The sequence below is a fragment of the Pseudomonas sp. Van50 genome (assembly GCF_055390755.1).
The window spans coordinates 1730627-1752140 of sequence record NZ_AP024343.1 but is presented as its reverse complement, the minus strand read 5'-3'; the positions used below and the strand labels follow the sequence as shown (position 1 = coordinate 1752140).

At 62.6% G+C, this 21514-nt stretch carries 23 protein-coding genes and 1 pseudogene; 10 read left to right on the top strand and 14 right to left on the bottom strand.

Translation table 11 applies throughout. The features are described from left to right. Positions 1–122: 122 nt before the first annotated feature. Positions 123–1097, bottom strand: coding sequence for a cysteine synthase A (gene cysK / locus ACZ5M5_RS07805; protein ID WP_053120124.1), 975 nt, complete (start codon positions 1095–1097; stop codon positions 123–125). Positions 1098–1244: 147 nt separating this feature from the next. Here cysK and ACZ5M5_RS07800 point away from each other — a divergent pair, with 147 nt between their 5' ends. From ACZ5M5_RS07800 to ACZ5M5_RS07790, 3 genes and pseudogenes are all read left to right on the top strand, one after another. Continuing rightward, on the top strand, positions 1245–2321 hold the full coding sequence (locus ACZ5M5_RS07800) for a DUF748 domain-containing protein (RefSeq protein WP_060738727.1): 1077 nt from the start codon (positions 1245–1247) through the stop codon (positions 2319–2321). Between the two features lie 241 nt (positions 2322–2562). Continuing rightward, a complete protein-coding gene (locus ACZ5M5_RS07795) occupies positions 2563–3408 on the top strand; it encodes an AAA family ATPase (protein ID WP_003184225.1) in 846 nt (281 codons plus the stop codon). A gap of 34 nt (positions 3409–3442) precedes the next feature. Continuing rightward, a pseudogene (locus ACZ5M5_RS07790) lies at positions 3443–4620 on the top strand (vWA domain-containing protein). Between the two features lie 104 nt (positions 4621–4724). On the opposite strand, the gene ACZ5M5_RS07785 reads toward ACZ5M5_RS07790, so the two are convergent. The 7 genes from ACZ5M5_RS07785 to ACZ5M5_RS07755 form a co-directional block, all read right to left on the bottom strand. Beyond that, the gene (locus ACZ5M5_RS07785; protein WP_464738854.1) at positions 4725–5645 is read right to left on the bottom strand and encodes a 5-oxoprolinase subunit C family protein; all 921 of its coding nucleotides are present in this window, start codon (positions 5643–5645) and stop codon (positions 4725–4727) included. Beyond that, on the bottom strand, positions 5642–6346 hold the full coding sequence (gene pxpB / locus ACZ5M5_RS07780) for a 5-oxoprolinase subunit PxpB (RefSeq protein WP_464738853.1): 705 nt from the start codon (positions 6344–6346) through the stop codon (positions 5642–5644). Before pxpB ends, ACZ5M5_RS07785 begins: the two co-directional genes overlap by 4 nt. Continuing rightward, positions 6343–7095, bottom strand: coding sequence for a 5-oxoprolinase subunit PxpA (locus ACZ5M5_RS07775; RefSeq protein WP_464738852.1), 753 nt, complete (start codon positions 7093–7095; stop codon positions 6343–6345). The genes pxpB and ACZ5M5_RS07775 overlap by 4 nt, the downstream gene beginning before the upstream one ends. Before the next feature lie 64 nt (positions 7096–7159). Next, a complete protein-coding gene (locus ACZ5M5_RS07770; protein WP_060738732.1) occupies positions 7160–8446 on the bottom strand; it encodes an MFS transporter in 1287 nt (428 codons plus the stop codon). 313 nt (positions 8447–8759) lie between these two features. Further along, the gene (locus tag ACZ5M5_RS07765) at positions 8760–9302 is read right to left on the bottom strand and encodes a DUF2937 family protein (RefSeq protein WP_003184238.1); all 543 of its coding nucleotides are present in this window, start codon (positions 9300–9302) and stop codon (positions 8760–8762) included. A gap of 12 nt (positions 9303–9314) precedes the next feature. Next, entirely contained in the window at positions 9315–10091 is a 777-nt protein-coding gene (locus ACZ5M5_RS07760) for a class II glutamine amidotransferase (protein WP_053120116.1), read from the bottom strand. Between the two features lie 32 nt (positions 10092–10123). Then, the gene (locus ACZ5M5_RS07755; protein ID WP_053120114.1) at positions 10124–10621 is read right to left on the bottom strand and encodes a hypothetical protein; all 498 of its coding nucleotides are present in this window, start codon (positions 10619–10621) and stop codon (positions 10124–10126) included. A gap of 135 nt (positions 10622–10756) precedes the next feature. Here ACZ5M5_RS07755 and ACZ5M5_RS07750 point away from each other — a divergent pair, with 135 nt between their 5' ends. Continuing rightward, the gene (locus tag ACZ5M5_RS07750; protein WP_464738851.1) at positions 10757–12811 is read left to right on the top strand and encodes a S9 family peptidase; all 2055 of its coding nucleotides are present in this window, start codon (positions 10757–10759) and stop codon (positions 12809–12811) included. A gap of 205 nt (positions 12812–13016) precedes the next feature. Next, on the top strand, positions 13017–13490 hold the full coding sequence (locus ACZ5M5_RS07745) for a cyclic nucleotide-binding domain-containing protein (RefSeq protein WP_057449793.1): 474 nt from the start codon (positions 13017–13019) through the stop codon (positions 13488–13490). An 81-nt stretch (positions 13491–13571) separates the two neighbouring features. Here the strand turns inward: ACZ5M5_RS07745 and ACZ5M5_RS07740 are convergent, their stop codons facing one another. Further along, positions 13572–13907, bottom strand: a complete 336-nt coding sequence (locus tag ACZ5M5_RS07740; RefSeq protein ID WP_464738850.1) for a hypothetical protein — start codon at positions 13905–13907, stop codon at positions 13572–13574. 72 nt (positions 13908–13979) lie between these two features. On the opposite strand from ACZ5M5_RS07740, the gene ACZ5M5_RS07735 reads away from it, so the two are divergent. The 4 genes from ACZ5M5_RS07735 (at position 13980) to ACZ5M5_RS07720 (ending at position 16198) form a co-directional block, all read left to right on the top strand. Continuing rightward, positions 13980–14666 (top strand): spermidine synthase, encoded by a 687-nt coding sequence (locus ACZ5M5_RS07735; RefSeq protein WP_018607541.1) that lies wholly within the window; start codon positions 13980–13982, stop codon positions 14664–14666. A 49-nt stretch (positions 14667–14715) separates the two neighbouring features. After that, positions 14716–15090, top strand: coding sequence for a YajD family HNH nuclease (locus ACZ5M5_RS07730; protein WP_003184246.1), 375 nt, complete (start codon positions 14716–14718; stop codon positions 15088–15090). 183 nt (positions 15091–15273) lie between these two features. Continuing rightward, positions 15274–15744 carry an RNA methyltransferase gene (locus ACZ5M5_RS07725; protein WP_003198862.1) on the top strand — a complete coding sequence of 157 codons (471 nt, stop codon included), beginning with the start codon at positions 15274–15276 and terminating at the stop codon, positions 15742–15744. 76 nt (positions 15745–15820) lie between these two features. After that, entirely contained in the window at positions 15821–16198 is a 378-nt protein-coding gene (locus ACZ5M5_RS07720) for a YgaP family membrane protein (RefSeq protein WP_103310572.1), read from the top strand. Between the two features lie 105 nt (positions 16199–16303). On the opposite strand, the gene ACZ5M5_RS07715 is transcribed toward ACZ5M5_RS07720, so the two are convergent. Both ACZ5M5_RS07715 and ACZ5M5_RS07710 read right to left on the bottom strand, forming a co-directional pair. Beyond that, entirely contained in the window at positions 16304–17533 is a 1230-nt protein-coding gene (locus ACZ5M5_RS07715) for a hypothetical protein (RefSeq protein ID WP_464738849.1), read from the bottom strand. Between the two features lie 32 nt (positions 17534–17565). Continuing rightward, entirely contained in the window at positions 17566–18015 is a 450-nt protein-coding gene (locus ACZ5M5_RS07710) for a YcgN family cysteine cluster protein (protein WP_060738739.1), read from the bottom strand. Positions 18016–18174: 159 nt separating this feature from the next. Here ACZ5M5_RS07710 and ACZ5M5_RS07705 point away from each other — a divergent pair, with 159 nt between their 5' ends. Next, positions 18175–18768, top strand: a complete 594-nt coding sequence (locus ACZ5M5_RS07705) for a nitroreductase family protein (protein ID WP_464738848.1) — start codon at positions 18175–18177, stop codon at positions 18766–18768. Between the two features lie 164 nt (positions 18769–18932). Here the strand turns inward: ACZ5M5_RS07705 and ACZ5M5_RS07700 are convergent, their stop codons facing one another. The 3 genes from ACZ5M5_RS07700 to rnd all read right to left on the bottom strand — a co-directional run bounded on the left by ACZ5M5_RS07700 (position 18933) and on the right by rnd (position 21413). Then, the gene (locus tag ACZ5M5_RS07700; protein ID WP_060738741.1) at positions 18933–19865 is read right to left on the bottom strand and encodes a D-2-hydroxyacid dehydrogenase; all 933 of its coding nucleotides are present in this window, start codon (positions 19863–19865) and stop codon (positions 18933–18935) included. Positions 19866–19989: 124 nt separating this feature from the next. Continuing rightward, positions 19990–20283: a YcgL domain-containing protein gene (locus ACZ5M5_RS07695; RefSeq protein ID WP_053120094.1), complete on the bottom strand. Its 294-nt coding sequence runs from the start codon at positions 20281–20283 to the stop codon at positions 19990–19992. Beyond that, positions 20280–21413 carry a ribonuclease D gene (gene rnd / locus ACZ5M5_RS07690; RefSeq protein WP_060738742.1) on the bottom strand — a complete coding sequence of 378 codons (1134 nt, stop codon included), beginning with the start codon at positions 21411–21413 and terminating at the stop codon, positions 20280–20282. The genes ACZ5M5_RS07695 and rnd overlap by 4 nt, the downstream gene beginning before the upstream one ends. Between the last annotated feature and the right edge of the window lie 101 nt (positions 21414–21514).

Genomic DNA, 21514 nt, shown 5'->3' with positions numbered 1-21514 from the left:
GCGTGCGGAGCGCGCCCCTGCGATTTGGCGAGCCGCATTGGATTGCGGGCGCCTGCTTCGCAGTCGAGCGGGAGCAAGCTCCCTCGCCACAAAAGCGTCTCGCTACACCTGTGAATTCACCGTTACTGCTGAGTCTCCTGCTCGGTAAACAAATCACTGAACAACATGCTCGACAAGTACCGCTCGCCCGAATCCGGCAGGATCACGACGATGGTCTTGCCCTGCATTTCCGGTTTTTCCGCCAGGCGCACAGCCACGGCCATCGCCGCACCACAGGAAATCCCGCAGAGGATGCCCTCCTCCTGCATCAAGCGCAGGGCCATGGCCTTGGACTCGTCGTCAGTGACCCGCTCGACCAGGTCGACGATCGACAGGTCGAGGTTCTTCGGCACGAACCCGGCACCGATTCCCTGGATCTTGTGGGGGCTGGGCTTGATCTCATGGCCCGCCATCGCCTGGGTAATCACCGGCGAAACCTCAGGTTCGACCGCCACCGACAAGATCGGTTTGCCACAGGTGTTCTTGATATACCGCGAAACCCCGGTAATGGTTCCGCCGGTGCCCACGCCCGCCACCAGCACATCCACCGCGCCGTCGGTGTCGTTCCAGATTTCCGGGCCAGTGGTTTTTTCGTGGATCGCCGGGTTCGCCGGGTTATCGAACTGCTGCGGCATGAAGTATTTGGACGGATCGCTGGCCAGGATCTCGGCGGCCTTCTCGATGGCCCCCTTCATGCCCTTCGCCGGTTCGGTGAGCACCAGCTCCGCCCCCAGGGCCTTGAGCACCTTGCGGCGCTCGATGCTCATGGAGGCCGGCATGGTCAGCATCAGCTTGTAGCCACGGGCAGCGGCCACGAAGGCCAGGCCGATCCCGGTGTTGCCCGAGGTCGGTTCGACGATGGTCATGCCCGGCTTGAGTTTGCCCGAGCTTTCAGCGTCCCAGATCATGTTCGCGCCGATCCGGCACTTGACCGAATACCCTGGGTTGCGCCCCTCGATCTTGGCCAGGATGGTCACACCGCGCGGCGCAATGCGGTTGATCTGTACCAGTGGCGTATTGCCGATGGAATGGGCGTTGTCAGCGAATATACGACTCATGGCTGGGTCCTTGATGCGGCGAGAATTTAAGCCTTTAAAGGTATGCCTGTTGCCCATGGGCGTCCAGTTGCACCGAACGTTCCCGTTGTTGCGACAGTCAATGGCATTAGGAGGCGTTCCCCCAACAAACGCTGGAGACTGACTGACATGAAGCGTCGATATCGCTGGCCACTGTGGGTGTTCGCCACCCTCGTCGCGGTGCTGGTGGCCTTGCATTTCGCCCTGCCGTACCTGGTACGCGACTACCTGAACGACAAACTGGCCAACATGGGTGATTATCGCGGCCAGATCACCGATGTGGACCTGGCCCTGTGGCGCGGTGCCTACCGGATCAACGGCCTGGAAATCGTCAAGGTCGACGGCAAGGTCCCGGTGCCGTTCGTCAGCGCACCGCTGGTGGACCTGTCGGTGAGCTGGCACTCGCTGTGGTACGACCACGCGGTGGTGGCCGAGGTGGAATTCACCCGTCCAGAGGTGAACTTCGTCGACGGCGGAGCCAACCGGCAGAACTCCCAGACCGGCCGGGGCACCAACTGGCGCGAGCAACTGGGCAAACTCTTGCCCATCACCTTCAACGAAGTACGCATCAGGGATGGCAAGGTCACCTTTCGCAATTTCAACTCCAAGCCACCGGTCAACCTGCGGGCCACCGACGTCAACGCCAGCTTCTACAACCTGACCAACGTGGTCGACACCGAAGGCAAGCGCGACGCCCGCTTCGAGGGCAAGGCCCTGGTGGCCGAACATGCGCCCCTGGAAATGCAAGCCACCTTCGACCCGTTGAGCAACTTCGAGGACTTCGATTTCCGCCTACGGGCCACGAACATCGAACTCAAGCGCCTGAACGACTTCGCCGCAGCCTATGGCAAGTTCGATTTCAATGCCGGCCACGGCGACCTGGTGGTCGAGGCCGAAGCCGACAACGCCCGACTCCGCGGCTACATCAAGCCACTGCTGCGTGATGTCGACGTGTTCGATTGGCAGCAGGACGTGGAAAACAAGAACAAGAACATCTTCCGCTCGGTCTGGGAAGCGCTGGTCGGCACGGGTGAGACAGCCCTCAAGAACCAGCGCAAGAACCAGTTCGCCACCCGGGTGGAACTCAGCGGCAACGTTCATCAGCAGGACATCAGCGCCTTCGAAGCCTTCCTGCAGATCCTGCGCAACGGTTTCGTCCAGGCCTTCAACGCCCGTTATGAACAGCCACCGCCTTCGACCGAATAGGCCTGTGGCCTTGGCCCCATGATATCCCTCGCCACCAAGAGCGGATCATGACCACCGATGCATTCCAGCCAATTGCCCACTGGCAAGCAGCCGAGACTGAGTCAACATGTGACGCCCCATTCAGAGACTGAATACAGCGTCTGCGTTCACAGTCGGCGGGGCCTCGCGTTATAGTCGGGCACGATATCTATTTCGCGCGCCCCGCCTCGCCAGGCCGGCGACACCGTTCGAGGAATTGCAGATGAAGTTCGAAGGCACCAGCGCCTACGTGGCCACCGATGACCTGAAACTGGCCGTGAACGCCGCCATCACCCTGGAGCGGCCATTGCTGGTCAAGGGCGAACCGGGCACCGGCAAGACCATGCTCGCCGAGCAACTGGCCGAGTCCTTCGGCGCGCGCCTGATCACCTGGCACATCAAGTCCACCACCAAGGCTCACCAGGGCCTGTACGAGTACGACGCGGTGAGCCGCCTGCGGGACTCGCAACTGGGCGTGGACAAGGTCCACGACGTGCGCAACTACTTGAAGAAGGGCAAGCTCTGGGAAGCCTTCGAGTCCGAGGAGCGGGTGATCCTGCTGATCGACGAAATCGACAAGGCCGACATCGAGTTCCCCAACGACCTGCTGCAGGAACTCGACAAGATGGAGTTCTACGTCTACGAGACCGACGAAACCATCAAGGCCAAGCAGCGCCCGATCATCATCATTACCTCCAACAACGAAAAGGAATTGCCGGACGCCTTCCTGCGCCGCTGCTTCTTCCACTACATCGCCTTCCCCGACCGCGTCACCCTGCAGAAAATCGTCGATGTGCATTACCCGGACATCAAGAAGGACCTGGTCAGCGAAGCGCTGGACGTGTTCTTCGACGTGCGCAAGGTGCCAGGCCTGAAGAAAAAACCCTCCACTTCCGAACTGGTGGACTGGCTCAAGCTGCTGATGGCCGACAACATCGGCGAAGCGGTGCTGCGCGAGCGTGATCCGACCAAGGCCATCCCGCCGCTGGCCGGCGCCCTGGTCAAGAACGAGCAGGACGTGCAACTGCTCGAGCGCCTGGCGTTCATGAGCCGTCGCGGCACCCGCTGATCCTCTTCGTCCCACAAGAGCGAGGGCGATTGCCATGCTGCTTAACCTGTTCAACGAGATGCGTGCCGCCAAGGTGCCCGTGTCGGTGCGTGAACTGCTGGACCTGATCAACGCGCTGAAACAGCGGGTGATCTTCGCCGACATGGACGAGTTCTATTACCTGTCCCGGGCGATCCTGGTGAAGGACGAACGGCATTTCGACAAGTTCGACCGGGCGTTCGCCGCCTACTTCAACGGCCTGGAGAAACTCGACGATCACCTCCAGGCGCTGATCCCCGAGGACTGGTTGCGCAAGGAATTCGAGCGCTCGCTGACCGATGAGGAACGGGCGCAGATCCAGTCCCTGGGCGGCCTGGACAAGCTGATCGAAGAATTCAAGAAGCGCCTGGAAGAACAGAAGGAACGCCATGCCGGTGGCAACAAGTGGATCGGCACCGGCGGCACCAGCCCGTTCGGCTCCGGTGGTTTCAATCCCGAGGGCATTCGGGTCGGCGACGCCGGCAAGCGCCAGGGCAAGGCCGTGAAGGTCTGGGACCAGCGCGAGTACAAGAACCTCGACGACCAGGTTGAACTGGGCACCCGCAACATCAAGATCGCCCTGCGCCGGCTGCGCAAATTTGCCCGCCAGGGTGCGGCCGAAGAGCTGGACATCGACGGCACCATCGACCACACCGCCCGGGACGCCGGCCTCTTGAACATCCAGATGCGCCCGGAGCGACGCAACACCGTCAAGTTGCTCCTGCTGTTCGACATCGGTGGTTCGATGGATGCCCACGTGAAGATCTGCGAAGAACTGTTCTCGGCCTGCAAGACCGAGTTCAAGCACCTGGAGTACTTCTACTTCCACAACTTCGTCTACGAATCGGTGTGGAAGAACAACCTGCGCCGCACTTCCGAGCGCACCTCGACCCAGGATTTGCTGCACAAGTACGGTGCCGACTACAAAGTGATCTTCATCGGCGACGCCGCCATGGCCCCTATGAAATCACCCAGGCCGGCGGCAGCGTCGAACACTGGAACGAAGAAGCCGGTTATGTGTGGATGCAGCGCTTCATGGAGAAGTACAAGAAGCTCATCTGGATCAATCCGTACCCCAAGGACACCTGGGGTTATACCGCCTCGACCAACATCGTGCGCGAGTTGGTGGAAGACCGGATGTATCCGCTGACCTTGCGGGGGTTGGAGGAAGGGATGCGGTTTCTTTCCAAGTAAGATTTTGGTTGCCTGTTCAGGCCTCATCGCGAGCGAGCTCGCTCCCACACGGGATCTTCGTCGTACATAAGACCCCTGTGGGAGCGAGCTTGCTCGCGATGCTTTTAGCGGTCGAGAAAACTACGCAAACACTCCACCTGCTGCCGATGCGCAACCTCCTGCACCACCGGTCGCAACCGCACCTGCGCCCCCGGCAAGCATTGCGCCAACCGGGCCAGGGCCAATGGGGTCAAGGCGCCCAGGCGTGGATAACCACCGATGGTTTGCCGGTCATTGAGCAGCACGATCGGCTGGCCGTCCGGCGGCACCTGCACAGCGCCCAGGGGGATACCTTCGGAAATCATCGCCGCCCCCTGATACTCCAGCGCCGTGCCCAGCAAGCGCATGCCCATGCGGTCGGCGCGACTGTCCAGCGTCCACGGGGTGTTGAACGCGTCGAACAGACTCTGTCCGCTAAACGCGCCATTCTGCGCCCCCAGGATCAGGTCCAGCGGCTGCGCTTGCTGGAAATCCGGAATCCGCGTGTGCGGCATGGGCCGCGGCGTCGCCGTGCCTGAATAGCTCAAGTGCGCGCCGCGACTCAGCGCCCGCCCCCTTCCATCCAGGCCACCCAGTTCCTCGCGCACCACCGTCGCCCGGCTGCCCAGCACCGCAGGCGCATTGAAACCGCCAGGGGCTGCCAGGTAGGCCCGGGCACCGAGCACCGGCTGGGTGAGCGCCAGCACCTGGCCCTTGCGCAGGCTGAAGAAGCGCCACGACGCCACGCCCTGGCCGTCTATTCGCGCGCCCAGGTCCGCCCCGGCCAGCGCCAGCACGCAATCCTCTTCGGCCACCACGGTAAAACCGCCGAGGGTAATCTCCACCACCGCCGCGTCCAGGCCATTGCCGAGCATCCAATTGGCCCAGGCCATCGACAGCCAGTCCGCCGCCCCGCCCTGGGTCACGCCCAGGTGCCTCACGCCGAAGCGGCCGACGTCCTGCAACAGGCACAGCGGTGTGCTGGCCTCGATCAACAACCGGCTCATGCCTGGGCCTCCAGCGGTGTGTCGTCGCCACCCAGTGCGATGAATTCGGCGTGGTCCACGGGGGCAAAACGCACCGTGTCCCCCGGCTGCATCAGGCTGTAGCCGTCGCGCTCACGATCAAACAGTTTGGCCGGGGTGCGACCGATCAGGTTCCAGCCGCCGGGCGACACCACCGGATACGCCGCGGTCTGGCGTTCGGCGATGCCGACACTGCCCGCGGCCACGCGCTTGCGCGGCGTGTCGAGGCGCGGTGCAGCCAATGCTTCGTCCACTAGCCCCATGAAGGCGAAGCCGGGCGCGAAGCCCAGGGCAAACACCTGGTACTCGCGTTCGCTGTGGCGACGGATCACCTGGGCGACCGTCAAGCCGCTGCGGCTCGCCAGCAGCGCCAGTTCCGGCCCGACGCTAAGGTCGTACCACACCGGCAGCACGTGGCATTGGCCGACGGACCGGGCATCCGGGGAGAGGTCATGCAGCGCCTCACCGATCAATTCGCGGGCCTGGGCCGGGTCCAGGGCGAGCAAGTCGTAGTGCACCATCAAGGTGGTGTAGGACGGCACCAGATCGATCAGGTGTTCGGCAAACACCGCTCGCAGGCGCTCGCTGGCGGCGAGCATCCAGGGCATGTTGGCCTCGGCGATCTCGTCGAACAGGCGCACCATCAGGCAGTCCACCGCCACCACTTCCAAGCGTGGTTTCATGGCGCACGCTGCCGGTCCAGGGCTTCGCGGATGCGTTGCACGGCCGCCACGGAGCTGGCGTTGTCACCGTGCACGCACAAGGTATTGGCCTTCAGGTGCAAGGCGCTGCCATCACTGGCGGTCAACGCATCGCCGCGGGCAATGGTCAGGGCCTGCCCGATGATGACCTCGGGATCGTGGTGCACCGCGCCCGGCGCTTGCCGCGAAACCAGGCGGCCGGCACTGTCGTAGGCGCGATCGGCAAAGGCTTCGAACCACAGGGTCAGGCCATACTCGTCGCCCAAGGCCTGGGCGGCGCTGTTGTCCCGGGTCGCCATGAGCATCAGCGGCAGTTGCCGATCATAGGCCGCGACAGCCTGGATCACCGCGCGCAGTTGCGCCGGGTTGGCCATCATGTCGTTGTACATCGCGCCGTGGGGTTTGACGTAGCTGACCTGCCCGCCCTGGGCCCGGCAGATGCCGTCGAGGGCGCCGATCTGGTAATGCAGCAAGTCCTGCAATTCCTGGGCACCATAGGCCATGGAACGGCGGCCGAAGCCCGCCAGGTCTTGATAGGCCGGGTGCGCGCCGATCCGCACGCCGTGGCTCAGGGCCAGGCTGACGGTCTTGCGCATGATGCTCGGGTCGCCGGCGTGGAAGCCGCAGGCGATGTTGGCGCAATCGATGAAGGGCATCACCTCGGCGTCCAGACCCATGGTCCAGCTGCCGAAGCTTTCGCCAATGTCGCAGTTCAATAGCAGGCGGTTCACGGTGAACGCTCCTGTAGATTCTTTCTTTGTTTAACTGTGGGGCACGTGCCCCACAGGTTATCAGTTACTCGGCTTCCAACTGCTTGCCTTGGGTTTCCGGCAGGCTCAGGGCCGCCAGGATCACCACGCCATAGGACACCGCAGCGAACGCCCCGATACCCACGCTCAGCGGCACCTTCTGGCTCAGAATACCGATCAACAGCGGGAACAATGCCGCCACCGCCCGGCCAATGTTGTAGCAGAAGCCTTGGCCCGAACCACGAATGCGCGTAGGAAACAGTTCGGTGAGGAACGAGCCCATGCCGCTGAACATGCCCGACGCGAAGAACCCCAAGGGGAAGCCCAGCCAGAGCATCACGTTATTGCTCACCGGCACCTGGGTATACAGCAGGACAATGGTGAAGGAGCCGACGGCGTACAGGACGAAGTTCTTTTTGCGCCCCAGGATGTCCGACAGGTACGCACTGATGACATAGCCCACGTAGGAACCCACGATCACCATCGCCAGGTAGCCGCCGGTGCTCAATACACTCAGGCCACGCTCATTTTTCAGGAACGTCGGCAGCCAGGACGTGATGGCGTAGTAACCGCCCAGGGCACCGGTGGTCAGCAGCGAGGCGCGAAGGGTGGTGAAGAGAATGCCGGGGGCAAAAATTTCGTAGAACTTCGCTGGGTTTTCCGGCGTCAGCCGGGCCTTGGTCTGGTTATAGACTTCCGGATCCTTGACCAGTCGGCGGACGAAAATCACGAACACTGCCGGTACGATGCCGAGGATGAACAGTGCGCGCCAGGCGTCTTCCGGCGGCAGCACCGAGAACAGCAGCGCATACAGGATCGCCGTCATGCCCCAGCCCAGCGCCCAGCCCGACTGCACCATGCCCACCGCCTTGCCACGGTCCTTGGCACGGATCACCTCGCCCATCAACACCGCACCGGCGGTCCATTCGCCGCCGAAGCCGAAACCCATCAATGTGCGAGCGATCAACAGTTGTTCGTAGTTCTGGGCAAAGCCGCACAGGAAAGTGAAGAACGCGAACCACAGCACCGTCAGTTGCAGGGTGCGCACCCGACCGATCCGGTCGGAGAGAATGCCCGCCACCCAGCCGCCAATGGCCGAGGCGATCAAGGTGCTGGTGTGGATCAGGCCTGCCTGGCCGGTGGTGATGCCCCACATCGCGATCAGGGTCGGTACCACGAAACTGAGCATCTGGGTGTCCATGCCGTCCAGGGCGTAGCCGATCTTGCAGCTCCAGAAGGTGCGACGTTCCTGCTGGTTGATGTTGCGATACCAATCGAACGGGCCAGAACGGGCCTGGGGTTGGGGGACGCCGAGCGTGTCGGGTGCACTCATGGTGGTTCTCCACGGTTTTATTGTTGTGAGTCTCGACGACGCTGACGTGGAGACCGTTGCCCCGATTCTTGAGCGCGCGGCCGATCCCGTCCAACGAATAAAACCCTGGCTGGGTCATAAGAAAAACTTGATTAGGTGCATCGATTGGTCTGGCTGAACAGGCTTGTGGCGAGGGAGCTTGCTCCCGCTGGACCGCGCAGCGGTCCCAAAACCAGGCACCGCGCAGTGTCAGGTTGATGTTATCCAGCAGGTTTGGGTCTACTGCGCAGACCAGCGGGAGCAAGCTCCCTCGCCACAGAAGCCAGCTACGGCTTTACAACCCGCGCAAATCCCGCTCTTCAATCGGCCGGCTCTGACGCAAGCGCTTGCCGCCCAACACCACCCAGTCGATCAGGCGGAACAGGCATTCCAGGCCGAACGACAGCAACATCGCGCCGCTGATGCCCCAGATCATGGCTTCGGGGGTCAGCAGGATCTGGTAGCTGTAGCCGTTCCAGGTTTCCTTGCGGATGTCCGGATCGGCGGCCAGGGCCACTTGCAGCAGGCGGATGTACCACGGGCCCTGCATGGCCTGGAATTGTTTGTCCAGGGCCTGTTGGCGCACGAGCAAGGTGTTCAGGCTGTCGGCATCGCTGCGAAAGATCGGGTCCTCGCTGGCGCGGTAATGGGCCACCAGGGCCTGCATGTCGCCCTTGAAGAACTGGTTGGCGGTGCCCTGGAAACCTTGCAGGCCGGTCTGCGCCTCGATCAGGTGAGCTTCGACCCGCTTGGCGTAATCATTGATGAAGCCCGGCACCTGGACCCCAACCAACAGGCCCACCGCGAACAACACCAGCCGTAGATAACTGAGCAACATAGCGTGACGTCCTTATTCGGTCCGGCCGTGGCTGACGCATTCGCCGCGTCGCCACAGGCTCCATTGGCCCGGTTCGTAGCGGGTCCAGGTTTCGTTTTCGGTCAAGGGCTCGGTGGCGATCACCGTGACCACGTCGTTGGGCGTGGTTTCCGCCTGGAAATCGACAATCACATCCACGTCCTTGAGCCGCGCCGGGCCGAACGGCGCGCGACGGGTGATCTGGGCCAGTTTGGTCGAGCAATAGCAGAACAGCCAGTCGCCATCGCTGAGCAGGCAGTTGAACACGCCTTTGCTGCGGTATTCGGTGCAGGCCTCGATCAACGACGGCAGCAGCTGTTCTACCTCCACCGGCTCCGGAAAGGCCTGGCGCACGCGATTGAGCAGATCGCAGAAGGCCGCTTCGCTGTCAGTGTCGCCCACTGGGCGGTAGAAGCTCACGCCCGGTTGGAAATCGGCAAGCTGGCCGTTGTGGGCAAAACACCAGTTGCGCCCCCACAACTCACGCACGAACGGGTGGGTGTTGGACAGGCAGACTTTGCCGACGTTGGCCTGGCGAATATGCCCGATCACCACTTCGCTCTTGATCGGATAGCGCTGCACCAGATTCGCCACCTCCGATTCGCTGCTGGCGGCCGGGTCCTGGAACAGGCGCAGGCCACGACCTTCATAGAAGGCGATGCCCCACCCGTCCCGGTGCGGCCCGGTCTTGCCACCGCGCTGCATCAGCCCGGTGAAGCTGAACACGATGTCGGTCGGCACATTGGCGCTCATGCCCAGTAACTCACACATGCTCGAACTCTCGCTTCAAGGGGCAGGCCTGCTTACAGGCGCGGTTCGATACGCGAACGCTGGGGGTTGCTCGGCACAGGCGGGCGACCGTAGCGGTCATCACCGGCCACACCGAACGGTGGTTCGTCCTCTGGCTCATCGGCCGCGGCGGCGGCTTTGGCGGCGGCCGCCCGTTCCTTGCGTGCGTTGGCGGCGCGCTCGATGGGGAAGCGGATCAGCACGATCACCAGGTAGAGGCCGAAGGCGATCATGCCGTACATGAGCAGATCGGACGCCGCCCGCCAGACGTTGTTGCCGACCTTGAACAGGATATCCAGGGCGACAATGGCCAAGGCCGGGGCGACTTTGTCCTTCACCGGGTCGACGACGGTGGGGCTGAACAGCAACACCGCCATCAGCAAGCGCAGCGGTTCGCGCAACCAGCGCCACATCCAGCGGGTCATGCGCATCCACACCAGCAGGCAGCCCAGGGCAGCGAAGGCATAGAGGCCCCAGGCGATCAGATAGTCATTCTCGGTCATGGTGTCCATGGCAAGGCAGGCAAAGAGACGCTTATAGTAACGGCTTTTCGCGCGTCAGGCTGCCCCGGCGTCTGGCGAATGGCCTGTGTGGTGGGTTCTGTCCAGGCCGCGTGTCCCTTTTCGTACAACGTTCGAGAGCCTTTCATGTCCCTATCTGCCCACGTTTCCAACGCCCCGATTGCCCGCAGGGACGCCGGTGTTGACCCGTACGCCTGGCTGCAGGAGCGCGACACCGACGCCGTGCTCGACTACCTCAAGGCGGAAAACAGCTATCAGGAGGCGCAACTCGCCGATCAGGCCGAACTGCGCGAAACCCTGTTCCAGGAAATCAAGGGCCGGATCCTCGAGACCGACCTGTCACTGCCCTCACCCTGGGGCCCGTACCTGTATTACACCCGCACCACGGCCGGTGACGAATACCCGCGCCACTACCGCTGCCCACGCCCGGCCGATGACAGCCTGAGCGTGGACGAAAGCCACGAACAACTGCTGCTGGACCCGAACGCGCTGGCCGGCGGCGAATTCTTTGCCCTGGGCGCCTTCAGCATCAGCCCCGACCACCAGCGCCTGGCCTACAGCCTGGATACCACGGGCGACGAGATCTACACCCTGTTCGTGAAGGAATTGTCCAACGACAAGATCAGTGAACTGTCCTTCGACAATTGCGACGGCAGCATGACCTGGGCCAACGACAGCCTGACGCTGTTTTTTGGTGAACTGGACGACACCCACCGCCCCCACAAACTCTGGCGCTATCGCCTGGACGGCACCGCCGCCGAAGAAGTGTTCCATGAGCCGGACGGGCGTTTCTTCCTGCATTGCTATCGTTCGAGCTCGGAAAAGCAACTGATCCTGTCCCTGGGCAGCAAGACCACCAGCGAAGTCTGGGTACTGGACGCCGCGCAACCGCAACAACCCTTCACCTGCCTGGCGCCACGCCTGGAAAACCACGAATACGACGTCGACCACGGCCTGCTCGATGGCCAATGGACCTGGTTGATCCGCAGCAACCGCGACGGGATCAACTTCGCCCTGTACCAGGCCGCCGACACTGGCGTGGCGCCGACCGAGGCCGACTGGCAGAACCTGATCCCCCACAGCGATACGGTGATGATCGACGGCCTGAGCCTGAACGCCAGGGCCATGACCTTGAGCCTGCGTGAGGGCGGCCTGCCGATCATCGAGGTGCATCCCCAGGACTTGCCGGCGTATCGGGTGCAGTTGCCGGACGCGGCCTACAGCCTGCATGTGCAGAACAGCCTGGAATTCGTCAGCGATCGCATTCGCCTGCGCTACGAGGCCCTGAACCGTCCGGCACAGATCCGTCAGTTGGACCTGGCCAGCGGCGAACAGGTCGTACTCAAGCAGACCCCGGTGCTGGGCCCGTTCGATGCCGATGCCTACGTCAGTCAACGGCTGTGGGCGACGGCGCCAGACGGCACACAAGTGCCCATCAGCCTGGTGGTCAAGCGCGAGGCCCTCGGCCGGCCGGTGCCGCTGTACCTATACGGCTACGGCGCTTACGGCGAAAGCCTCGACCCATGGTTTTCCCATGCGCGGCTGAGCCTGCTCGACCGCGGCGTGGCGTTTGCCATCGCCCATGTGCGGGGCGGCGGCGAGCTGGGGGAAGCCTGGTATCGCGCCGGCAAACAGGAACACAAGCACAACACGTTCAGCGACTTCATCGCCTGTGCCGAGCATTTGATCGCCAACGGCTTCACCACCGCCGAACAATTGGCGATCAGCGGCGGCAGCGCGGGTGGCCTGCTGATCGGCGCAGTGCTCAATCAACGCCCGGAGCTGTTCAAGGTCGCGATTGCCGAGGTGCCGTTCGTCGATGTGCTCAACACCATGCTCGACCCGGACCTGCCGCTGACCGTCACCGAATACGACGAATGGGGCAATCCTGAGGAGCCGGACGTTTATGATCGGATCCGGGCCTACGCCCCGTACGAAAACGTCCGCGCCCAGGCCTACCCGGCGTTGCTGGTGATCGCCGGTTACAACGACAGTCGCGTGCAGTACTGGGAAGCGGCCAAGTGGGTGGCGAAATTGCGCGCCACCAAGACCGACGACAACCCCCTGTTGCTCAAGACCGAACTGGGCGCCGGCCACGGCGGAATGAGCGGGCGCTACCAGGGATTGCGTGACGTAGCGCTCGAATATGCATTTGTCTTGAAGGTTTTGGGGTTGGGTTGAGGAACTCTGTGGGATGGCCAGGTCTTAGCTCCATGCGCTGGGCATCCCAGATCAAATAATTGTGGGAGCGAGCTTGCTCGCGATGGCGTCGGATCAGTCAGTATTGATGTTGACTGACACATCGCTATCGCGAGCAAGCTCGCTCCCAAAAGGGTTCCTCTTCAATCCAAACCCGTAGCAAACACAAGAAAAAGACCGTGACGACATGTCAGAACCGACCTTACTGAACAAAGAAATCCGCGACTGGCTGATGGACTGCGGTCTGTTCGACCAGTTGCTGCCCGTCGACTTCGCCGCGGCGTCGGGCTATTTCAGCATCAGCGCCATCGCCGAGGGCGAAGCGATTTTCCACGAGGGCGATGCCGGCAGCTTCATGTGCATCATCCACACCGGCCAGGTGGCCGTGCAGAAAACCGGTCCCGACGGCCAACCCGTGACCATCGCCACGCTGCGCAGCGGTCGGGCCTTCGGTGAAATGGCCGTGCTCGATGGCGAACGGCGCTCGGCCAGTTGCATCGCCGCCAGTGATTGCCAGTTGCTGAACCTGGGCAAGGATTCCCTGGAAAAAATGCTCAACGACGCCCCCAAGATCGCCGCCAAGATCATCCGCGCCCTCGCCGTCTCCCTGTCCAAGCGCCTGCGCATGGCCGACGGGCAGTTGTTGTCGCAGCAGGTCTGACAACAACACATAAACCCTGTGGGAGCGAGCTTGCTCGCGATAGCGGCGGATCAGCCAGCATTGAAGTCGACTGACACACCGCTATCGCGAGCAAGCTCGCTCCCACAGGTTATTGCGTCGTCTTGTCGATTTACCCCCCGGCGACTTGGCCTTCACCGGCTTCGGCTCCATGCCCGGTATCGGCTGGTCCTTGGGCGGCTTGGGCATTTCAATGGGCGGCAGCAAGGGCGGCCCGCCGCTTCCGGTGCCCGCCTTGGGTACCCCGTTGGGCGTGACCGGCGGATACGGCATGGGGGTGGCGGTGCCCGGCGAGCCGGGGATGCTGGGCGGGTTGACCGGAATCGTCGGTTGCTGAGCCTGGGCGCAACTTATTGAGAGCGCCGCCAGGGCAATGGCCGTTAGAATGATGCACTTCATCAATGGCTCCGTGGCTATTGTCTGCTTTAAGGCTAGTCGTTACCGCGCGGTTTGCCCTCCTACGAGATCTCCATGAAACGTTTCGTTCTGCTCGACACCACACCCATCCCTGATAACGGCGGTGCCCTGTGCCTGTTCGAGTACGGCGAAGACTTCGTCATCAAGATCCAGGGCGGCGACGGCGGGCAGTTGATGAACACCCGCATGCACGGTTCCGAAGACGCCTTGGCAGAGATTCCTTGCCGCAAGGTCGCCGGTCGTCCTGGCTCCCGCGTGCTGATCGGCGGCCTCGGCATGGGCTTCACCCTCGCCTCGGCCCTCAAGCACCTGGGCAAGACCGCCGAAGTGGTGGTGGCCGAACTGGTGCCCGGGGTAGTGGAGTGGAACCGTGGCCCCTTGGGTGAAAAAGCCGGGCGACCGCTGGCAGACCCGCGCACGGTGATCCGCATGGAAGACGTGGCCAAGGTGCTGCAAGCCGAGCCCCAAGGGTTCGACGCGATCATGCTGGACGTCGACAACGGCCCGGAAGGCCTGACCCAGAAAGCCAACAGTTGGCTGTATTCGGCCGGAGGCCTGGCCGCCTGCGCCAAGGCCCTGCGGCCCAAGGGCGTATTGGCGGTGTGGTCGGCCAGCGCTGACCGGCAGTTTTCCGACAAGCTGAAGAAAGCCGGCTTCAAGGCCGAAGAAGTGCAAGTGTTCGCCCACGGCAACAAAGGCACCCGCCACACCATCTGGATTGCCGAGAAACTCAAGGGCTAAGCTAAACTGTGCCCAACCGTCATCAGTCTTTATTTACAAAGGTGAACCCATGAGTTCGTCAACGCCACCGTCCAACACCGCCAAGCTGGACCGCATCCTCGCCGATGCTCAGCGCGACCGGGAGATGGGCTACCGCGACAAAGCCCTGAAAATGTACCCCCATGTCTGTGGCCGCTGCGCCCGTGAGTTTTCCGGCAAGCGCCTGAGCGAACTGACCGTTCATCACCGCGACCACAACCACGACAACAACCCCCAGGACGGTTCCAACTGGGAACTGCTGTGCCTGTACTGCCACGACAACGAACACTCGCGCTACACCGACCAGCAATACTTCGGCGACGGCTCCCTGAGCACCCCGAAAATCGCCAAGGCGACCCACAACCCCTTCGCCGCGCTGGCCGGGTTGATGAAGAAAGACGAGTAATTACAGCCTGTCAGGCCGCCATCGCGAGCAAGCTCGCTCCCACAGGTTTTGTGAACGCCGAAAATCCAATGTGGGAGCGAGCTTGCTCGCGAAGGCGATCAAATAAACACCACACATCTCGAACCTGACCACCCTCCCCCATTCCCCGTATAATCGCGCCTTTTCCCCAAAGGCACCCCGCCCGTGGCCAACAAACGCTATAGCTGCATCGGTCTGTTCAACCCCAAGTCACCGGAAAACGTCGGTTCGGTCATGCGTGCCGCCGGCTGCTACGGCGTGGCGTCGGTGTTCTACACCGGCAAGCGCTATGAGCGCGCCGCCGACTTCGTCACCGACACCAAGAAAGTCCACTACGACATCCCGCTGATCGGTATCGACGACCTGAAGAAAATCCTGCCACTGGGCTGTGTGCCAGTGGCTGTGGAACTGGTGGAAGGCGCTCGCCCCCTGCCCGAATACACCCACCCGGACCGGGCGCTGTACATCTTCGGCCCGGAGGACGGCTCGCTGGACAAGGACATCCGCGACTGGTGCGAGGACGTGGTGTACATCCCCACCACCGGTTGCATGAACCTGGCCGCCACCGTCAACGTCGTGCTGTACGACCGCATGGCCAAAGGCAACAACACCCGTTCGGGGCCGCAATTCCGCTGATCGGTGCAAAACTCGATTGAACAACGCAATCGCGCGGGCAGTCAGTTTTATACCAACCCCATACTGGAGACAGATCATGAGCGATAACAATCCGTTCGAGCCCATCGAGAGCACCCCTTTCCAATCCCATCCGCCACAAAACGTGCACGGCTGGGAACGCATTGGCTCGCTGGCCGGCGGTGTGCTGATGATGGGCAAGGGCTTGCGTCGTGGCGGGGTGATCGGCCTGGCTCAACTGGCGATCGGTGGCCTGGCGCTCGCGCGAGGGATCACCGGGCATTGCTCGGCCAAGAGCCTGCTGGAGAAGAATCGCCAGAATCTGCACAGCGCCCGCACCCGTATCGAGGAGGCCGGTGAAGAACTGAGTCGTTTGAAGGCCAATGCCGAGGCGGCGACTGGCACGGCTACGGTGACGGGGAACGATTCACTGGTTTCGCCAAAGGTTGGGCTCTGATTTTTGCAGCGCCGCTGATGGCCCCTTCGCGAGCAAGCTCGCTCCCACAGGTTTTGTGAACGCCGAAAATCCAATGTGGGAGCGAGCTTGCTCGCGAAAGCGGTGTCACTGAAGTAACCGGGTATCCAGCACAGTAGAGGCCCCACCCAGAACGCTCTCACTGAGCTGCACAAACTCCTGGGTATCGACCGTTTCCAAGCGCATCGCCCCCTGCAACACATCATCCAGCGAACGCTTGTTGCGGGTTTTCAGGCGAATCTCGCGGTCCAGTTCCTGCAACAGCAGCACCGCCTTGGCCACCGTCGCCGGGCCGATCTGCTCGCCGCGCAAAGTGGTGACGCCCTTGCTCTCGCGGGCGAGCCGGTCGTTCAAGGTCTGGTAGCGCTCATCACTCAGGCCGCCGGCGCGGCGTAGCAGTTCAATGGCGTAGTACTCGGTCAGCCCCTCACTGATCCAGTCGCTACGATCCTGATCATTGACCCGGGCCAGCGCCTGCACCAACTCCCGCAACAACGGGCTGCTGCCCCGCTCGCTGACCAGCGGCGGACGGCTGTGCAGGTAAATCGAGTCATGGCCGGCCTGGGCACCACGCCACAGCGGATCACCGGCACCGACGATCAGCAACTTGGCCGGATGACGCGGCACCAGCGCCTGTACCTGCGGCCAGACGAACGTCAGCAGTGTCAGCACATCCATCCGGCGCATGCCCTGGCCCTGGGGCGAGGCCACCGTCACTTCGGTTTCGCCCAGGCGTGTGCGGCGGCTGCCCAGTTTGCCGGCGAGCATCCAGCCAGTGGGGCGATCGAACAAACGCGAGGGATTGTCGATGCGAAAACGTTGTTTGCCGATACGCGGCCAGGGGGTCTCGATGCTTTTCCAGCCGTCGGGCAATTCCACCTCAAGACGGGCCACCAGTTCGACGCCATCCTGCTGGTCGAGCTTGGCCGCCGGCACCAGATCGTCGCCGCGCAGCAACGCCCACGTCGGGGTCATGCGGGTTTCGAAGGTGGCGTTCTTGCGGGCATGGCTGATGCGCACACGGTAGCTCAGGCTGGCCTTGTCGGCGGCCGGACGCCAGACGCCACGCGCCTCCTTGCCGGGGGTGAGCTGCCATTGGCCGTCGGCCTTGAAATCGCTGTAGCGGCTGCCGTCGCCGAGGTCGAAATCCAGGCTGCGCACCGCCGCCCCCCGGGCCAGGGTCAGGCGCACCTCGGCCTGATCGCTCTGTGGCAACAGGTGCACGTGATAATCCAGGTCGACTTTCTGCGCCGCCCACAGCGGCCCGCACACCGCCAGCAGCCCGGCTGCCAGCATCCGTTTCAATCCTGCAGCCATGGGTTCTCCCTGGTGGTGCGCCGCCCGGTGGTTCAGCCGGCGCGGAAAATCAGATGATCTTCCCAATCGTCTTCCGGCACGCTGCCTTCGGCCAGCATGCGCCCGGACTGGGAAATGCGTTCGTGGTGCACGGCCTCTCGATCACCGCAGACCAGGTGGTGCCACAACGGCAAGTCCTTGCCTTCGCTGACCAGCCGATAACCGCAGGTGGGCGGCAGCCATTTGAACTCATCGGCCTTGCCCGGTGTGAGCTGGATGCAATCGGGCACGAACTCACGGCGATTAGGGTAGTCGGTGCACTGGCAGGTTTTCAGGTCCAGCAGTTTGCAGGCGATGCGTGTGTAGTAGACGCTGTTGTCGTCTTCGTCTTCGAGCTTTTGCAGGCAGCACAGGCCACAGCCGTCGCACAGCGATTCCCACTCCTGTGTATCGAGCTGATCGAGGGTTTTGCGTATCCAGAACGGTTCGACTTTGGCGGCCATGGCTCAAGCATCAACATCAGGTGGTGAAAGGCCGACAGTCTAGTGCCGGGACCTCCTCAGGCCAAGCATTGGCGACTGTCGGTAGGCAGGGGCTTGTCAGGCCGGGCAGCGGGACGTAGCTTGCTGCATTGTCTTTCCAAACTCGAGCCAGGTGAGCCCATGAGCGCCAATTCCCGCATTGCCGATTACGCGATCCACCCTCAGTTCATCGAACGCTGGTCGCCCCGCGCGTTTACCGGTGAAAGCATTACCGAAGAAACCTTGCTGAGCTTCTTCGAAGCCGCTCGCTGGGCCCCTTCGGCCTACAACTCACAACCCTGGCGCTTCCTGTACGCACGGCGCGACACGCCGAATTGGGAGCGTTTCCTGGGTTTGCTCAACGAGTTCAACCGCGGCTGGGCCCAACACGCCTCGGCGCTGGTGATCGTCGTCTCGAAAACCACCTTCGCGGTGCCCGGTGCCACCGAGGAAACCCCGGCGCAGACCCACACCTTCGACACCGGCGCGGCCTGGGGCCACCTGGCGTTGCAAGCCAGCCTCAGCGGCTGGCACACCCATGGCATGGCCGGTTTCGACCAGGAACTGACCCGCAAGGAACTGAAGATCCCGGAAGGCTACGCCCTGCACGCCGCCGTGGCGATTGGCAAGCTGGGGGACAAGTCGACCCTGGCCGAATACCTCCAGGCCCGCGAAGTCCCAAGCCCGCGCCGGCCATTGAGCGAACTGGTGGCCGAAGGCGACTTCACCCTGTAACCCTATTTTGTGACCGCTGAAAACCCACTGTGGGAGCGAGCTTGCTCGCGATAGCGTCAGGTCAGCCACTTTGATGTCGACTGACACTCCACCATCGCGAGCAAGCTCGCTCCCACATTTTGATCTGTGGCGAACACATTTTTTGTGACCACTGAAAATGGGCTTCAGTAACCCCGGCTGAAATCCACTTCCCCGCGCAGCGCTTCGCCCGCCTGGTAGGCCCGCAGGTTTTCCAGGAACAATTGCACCATCATCGGTGGCGAGGTCGGTGCCGAGCTGTGGCCGGTCAGCAGCAGCCCCCAGGCAGTCCAGAACGGATGGCGTTGTGGCAATGGCTCCTGGCGGCAAACGTCGATCACCGCACCGGCCAGGTGCCCATCCTTCAGGGCTTGCACCAGGTCCGCATCCACCACCGCCACGCCGCGGCCGACGTTGATGAACAACCCGCTCGGCTTGAATTGCTTGAACAGCGCCGCGTCGTAGATGTCATGGGTATCCGGCGTATTGGGCAGCAAATTGATCACGTAATCCATGTCGCCCACCAGACGAGGCAAGTCCTTCAACGCCCCGACTTCGATAAACGGTGCCAACGTCCTGGCTTCGCTGGCGATGCCATACAACTGCACCCCGAACGGCATCAGGAACTGCGCCACACGCTGGCCGATGTCTCCCGTCCCGACGATCAACACCTTGCGCCCGGCCAGGCCTTGACCCTGGCGGTTGTCCCACTTGCGCTCGACCTGACTGACCAAACGGGCCAGCACCTCGCGCTCATGGCCGAGCATGTAGGTGAGCACGTACTCAGCCATCACCTGGCCAAAAATGCCCACCGCACGGGTCAGGCGGTAATCGCGGCTCAAGCCATCGGCCAGCAACGGCGTGATACCCGCCCAGGTCGATTGCAGCCAACGGGGCTGGTGGCCTTGACGCAACAGGGTGGCCAGCAGATCAGGCTGGCCGAGCCAGACCGGGCAATCGGTGGCCAGTCGCGACAGTTCGGCGGAATCGCCGCTGGTCAGGACTTCAATATCGGGTGCAGCCTGACGCAGAAGCTGGGCATACACCGCGTGATCGTGTTCGGCAATCAGAACGCGCATGAATCAAACCTTTCAAAAACAATGCAGACGAGCGCCGACAGAGTGTCGCTCCATCCCTGCGATCGTCGTCAATAAACCATTCCAGTGTTGCAAAAGGCACCCAGGACAGGCGCCCCCACTACCGTCAGACCGGGTCGTTGCGGCGCAGCAACTCTTCGGGCAAATGCTCGATGTACTCGTCTTCGGCCGGCGGCATCTGCAAGTGATAGCCCTGGGTGTCGAGGTTTTCCAGCACCTTGTTGATGTCTTCCCGGGACAGCTCCCGCTCGGGGCTCAGCACCAGGTCGAAGGCATGGATCGCCTTGCCAAAGGCGGCCATCAGGGGCTCGGGCACACGCTTCAAGGCATCGCTCTTGAGCACATACAGGTACATCTCGTTTTTCTTCGAGCTGCGGTAGATGGAGCAGATACGTTTCAAGGCTGTTCTCCGGCAGTGGCCAGGCTGTCGAGCAGCGCCTGGCCCATCAATTCGCGGCGCCAGCCACGCAGCGAATCGGGCAATTGGTAAGGGCCCTCGGGGAAGCCGCTCTTGATCAGCGCTTCGAGGGTTTTCTTGCGCAGCATCAGCTCCGGGGCAATCTCCAGGCGCTCGGCTTCAGCCTGTCCCAACGCCCGCAGGCGCTTGACCAGGGCGGACGCCTCGATGGGCAACGGCTCGGCCACGGCCGGCGGCCATTGCTCGGGCGGAATGCTGGCGGCGCGCTGGATCAAGTCCAGCAGAAACTGGCCGTCCTGGCGCACGGTACGCGGGTGCATGTCTTCGATCTTCGCCAGTGCGCCGAGGTTATCCGGCTGGGTGCGGGCCAGGGGCCACAGCGAATGCTCGCGAATGATGCGGTTACGCGGCAGGTCACGGGCCCGCGCCTCGCGCTCGCGCCAGGCGCACAACTCGCGCAGCACGGCTAATTGAGCCCGGGACAGCTTCCAGGCCAGCTTGGCCTCGCGGTAGACCTCGTACGGGTCGACTTCGCGACGCAGGTTGGCCACCAGTTCGGCGCCATCCTCCAGGACCCAGCGGTATTTTTCGTCGGAAAGCTTCGGGCGCAGTTGTACGAAAACCTCTGCCAGATGCACGGCATCCTCTGCCGCGTAGCTGATCTGCGTCTCGGACAGGGGCCGTTGCAACCAGTCGGAACGGGTCTCGCCCTTGGGCAACTCGATGCCCAGTACTTCCTGCACCAGCCGCGAATAGCCCATGGAGAAACCCAGGTTCAGGTAGGCGGCGGCCAGTTGAGTATCGAACAGCGGCGCGGGCAGGCTGCCAGTGAGGCGCAGCAGCACTTCAAGGTCTTCGCTACAGGCGTGCAGCACCTTGAGCACCGCCGGGTTTTCCAGCAGGGCGGCCAAGGGCTGCCAATTGTCGATGGTCAAGGGGTCGATCAGGTAGGCACGCTTGCCGTCGCCGATCTGCAGCAAACCGGCAATGGGATAAAAGGTGTCGACCCGCATGAATTCGGTATCGAGGGCGACGAATGGCAACTGCTGCCACTCGGCGCAAAACTGACCGAGGCTATCGTTGTCGCGAATCCAGTGAATATCGATGGCCACACGGCTCTCCCTTGAAGAATGGCGCGCAGTATATATCGCCGCTGGCGATTGCGAGCATCCATAGAGCAGCCGCCTGAGAGAAATCGCCTGCGAAAAAGCAA

Coding starts and splice junctions, on each gene's coding strand:
- cysK (WP_053120124.1), bottom strand. CDS start 1,097: ATGAGTCGTATATTCGCTGACAACGCCCATTCCATCGGCAATACGCCA.
- ACZ5M5_RS07800 (WP_060738727.1), top strand. CDS start 1,245: ATGAAGCGTCGATATCGCTGGCCACTGTGGGTGTTCGCCACCCTCGTC.
- ACZ5M5_RS07795 (WP_003184225.1), top strand. CDS start 2,563: ATGAAGTTCGAAGGCACCAGCGCCTACGTGGCCACCGATGACCTGAAA.
- ACZ5M5_RS07785 (WP_464738854.1), bottom strand. CDS start 5,645: ATGAGCCGGTTGTTGATCGAGGCCAGCACACCGCTGTGCCTGTTGCAG.
- pxpB (WP_464738853.1), bottom strand. CDS start 6,346: ATGAAACCACGCTTGGAAGTGGTGGCGGTGGACTGCCTGATGGTGCGC.
- ACZ5M5_RS07770 (WP_060738732.1), bottom strand. CDS start 8,446: ATGAGTGCACCCGACACGCTCGGCGTCCCCCAACCCCAGGCCCGTTCT.
- ACZ5M5_RS07765 (WP_003184238.1), bottom strand. CDS start 9,302: ATGTTGCTCAGTTATCTACGGCTGGTGTTGTTCGCGGTGGGCCTGTTG.
- ACZ5M5_RS07760 (WP_053120116.1), bottom strand. CDS start 10,091: ATGTGTGAGTTACTGGGCATGAGCGCCAATGTGCCGACCGACATCGTG.
- ACZ5M5_RS07755 (WP_053120114.1), bottom strand. CDS start 10,621: ATGGACACCATGACCGAGAATGACTATCTGATCGCCTGGGGCCTCTAT.
- ACZ5M5_RS07750 (WP_464738851.1), top strand. CDS start 10,757: ATGTCCCTATCTGCCCACGTTTCCAACGCCCCGATTGCCCGCAGGGAC.
- ACZ5M5_RS07745 (WP_057449793.1), top strand. CDS start 13,017: ATGTCAGAACCGACCTTACTGAACAAAGAAATCCGCGACTGGCTGATG.
- ACZ5M5_RS07740 (WP_464738850.1), bottom strand. CDS start 13,907: ATGAAGTGCATCATTCTAACGGCCATTGCCCTGGCGGCGCTCTCAATA.
- ACZ5M5_RS07735 (WP_018607541.1), top strand. CDS start 13,980: ATGAAACGTTTCGTTCTGCTCGACACCACACCCATCCCTGATAACGGC.
- ACZ5M5_RS07730 (WP_003184246.1), top strand. CDS start 14,716: ATGAGTTCGTCAACGCCACCGTCCAACACCGCCAAGCTGGACCGCATC.
- ACZ5M5_RS07720 (WP_103310572.1), top strand. CDS start 15,821: ATGAGCGATAACAATCCGTTCGAGCCCATCGAGAGCACCCCTTTCCAA.
- ACZ5M5_RS07715 (WP_464738849.1), bottom strand. CDS start 17,533: ATGGCTGCAGGATTGAAACGGATGCTGGCAGCCGGGCTGCTGGCGGTG.
- ACZ5M5_RS07710 (WP_060738739.1), bottom strand. CDS start 18,015: ATGGCCGCCAAAGTCGAACCGTTCTGGATACGCAAAACCCTCGATCAG.
- ACZ5M5_RS07705 (WP_464738848.1), top strand. CDS start 18,175: ATGAGCGCCAATTCCCGCATTGCCGATTACGCGATCCACCCTCAGTTC.
- ACZ5M5_RS07700 (WP_060738741.1), bottom strand. CDS start 19,865: ATGCGCGTTCTGATTGCCGAACACGATCACGCGGTGTATGCCCAGCTT.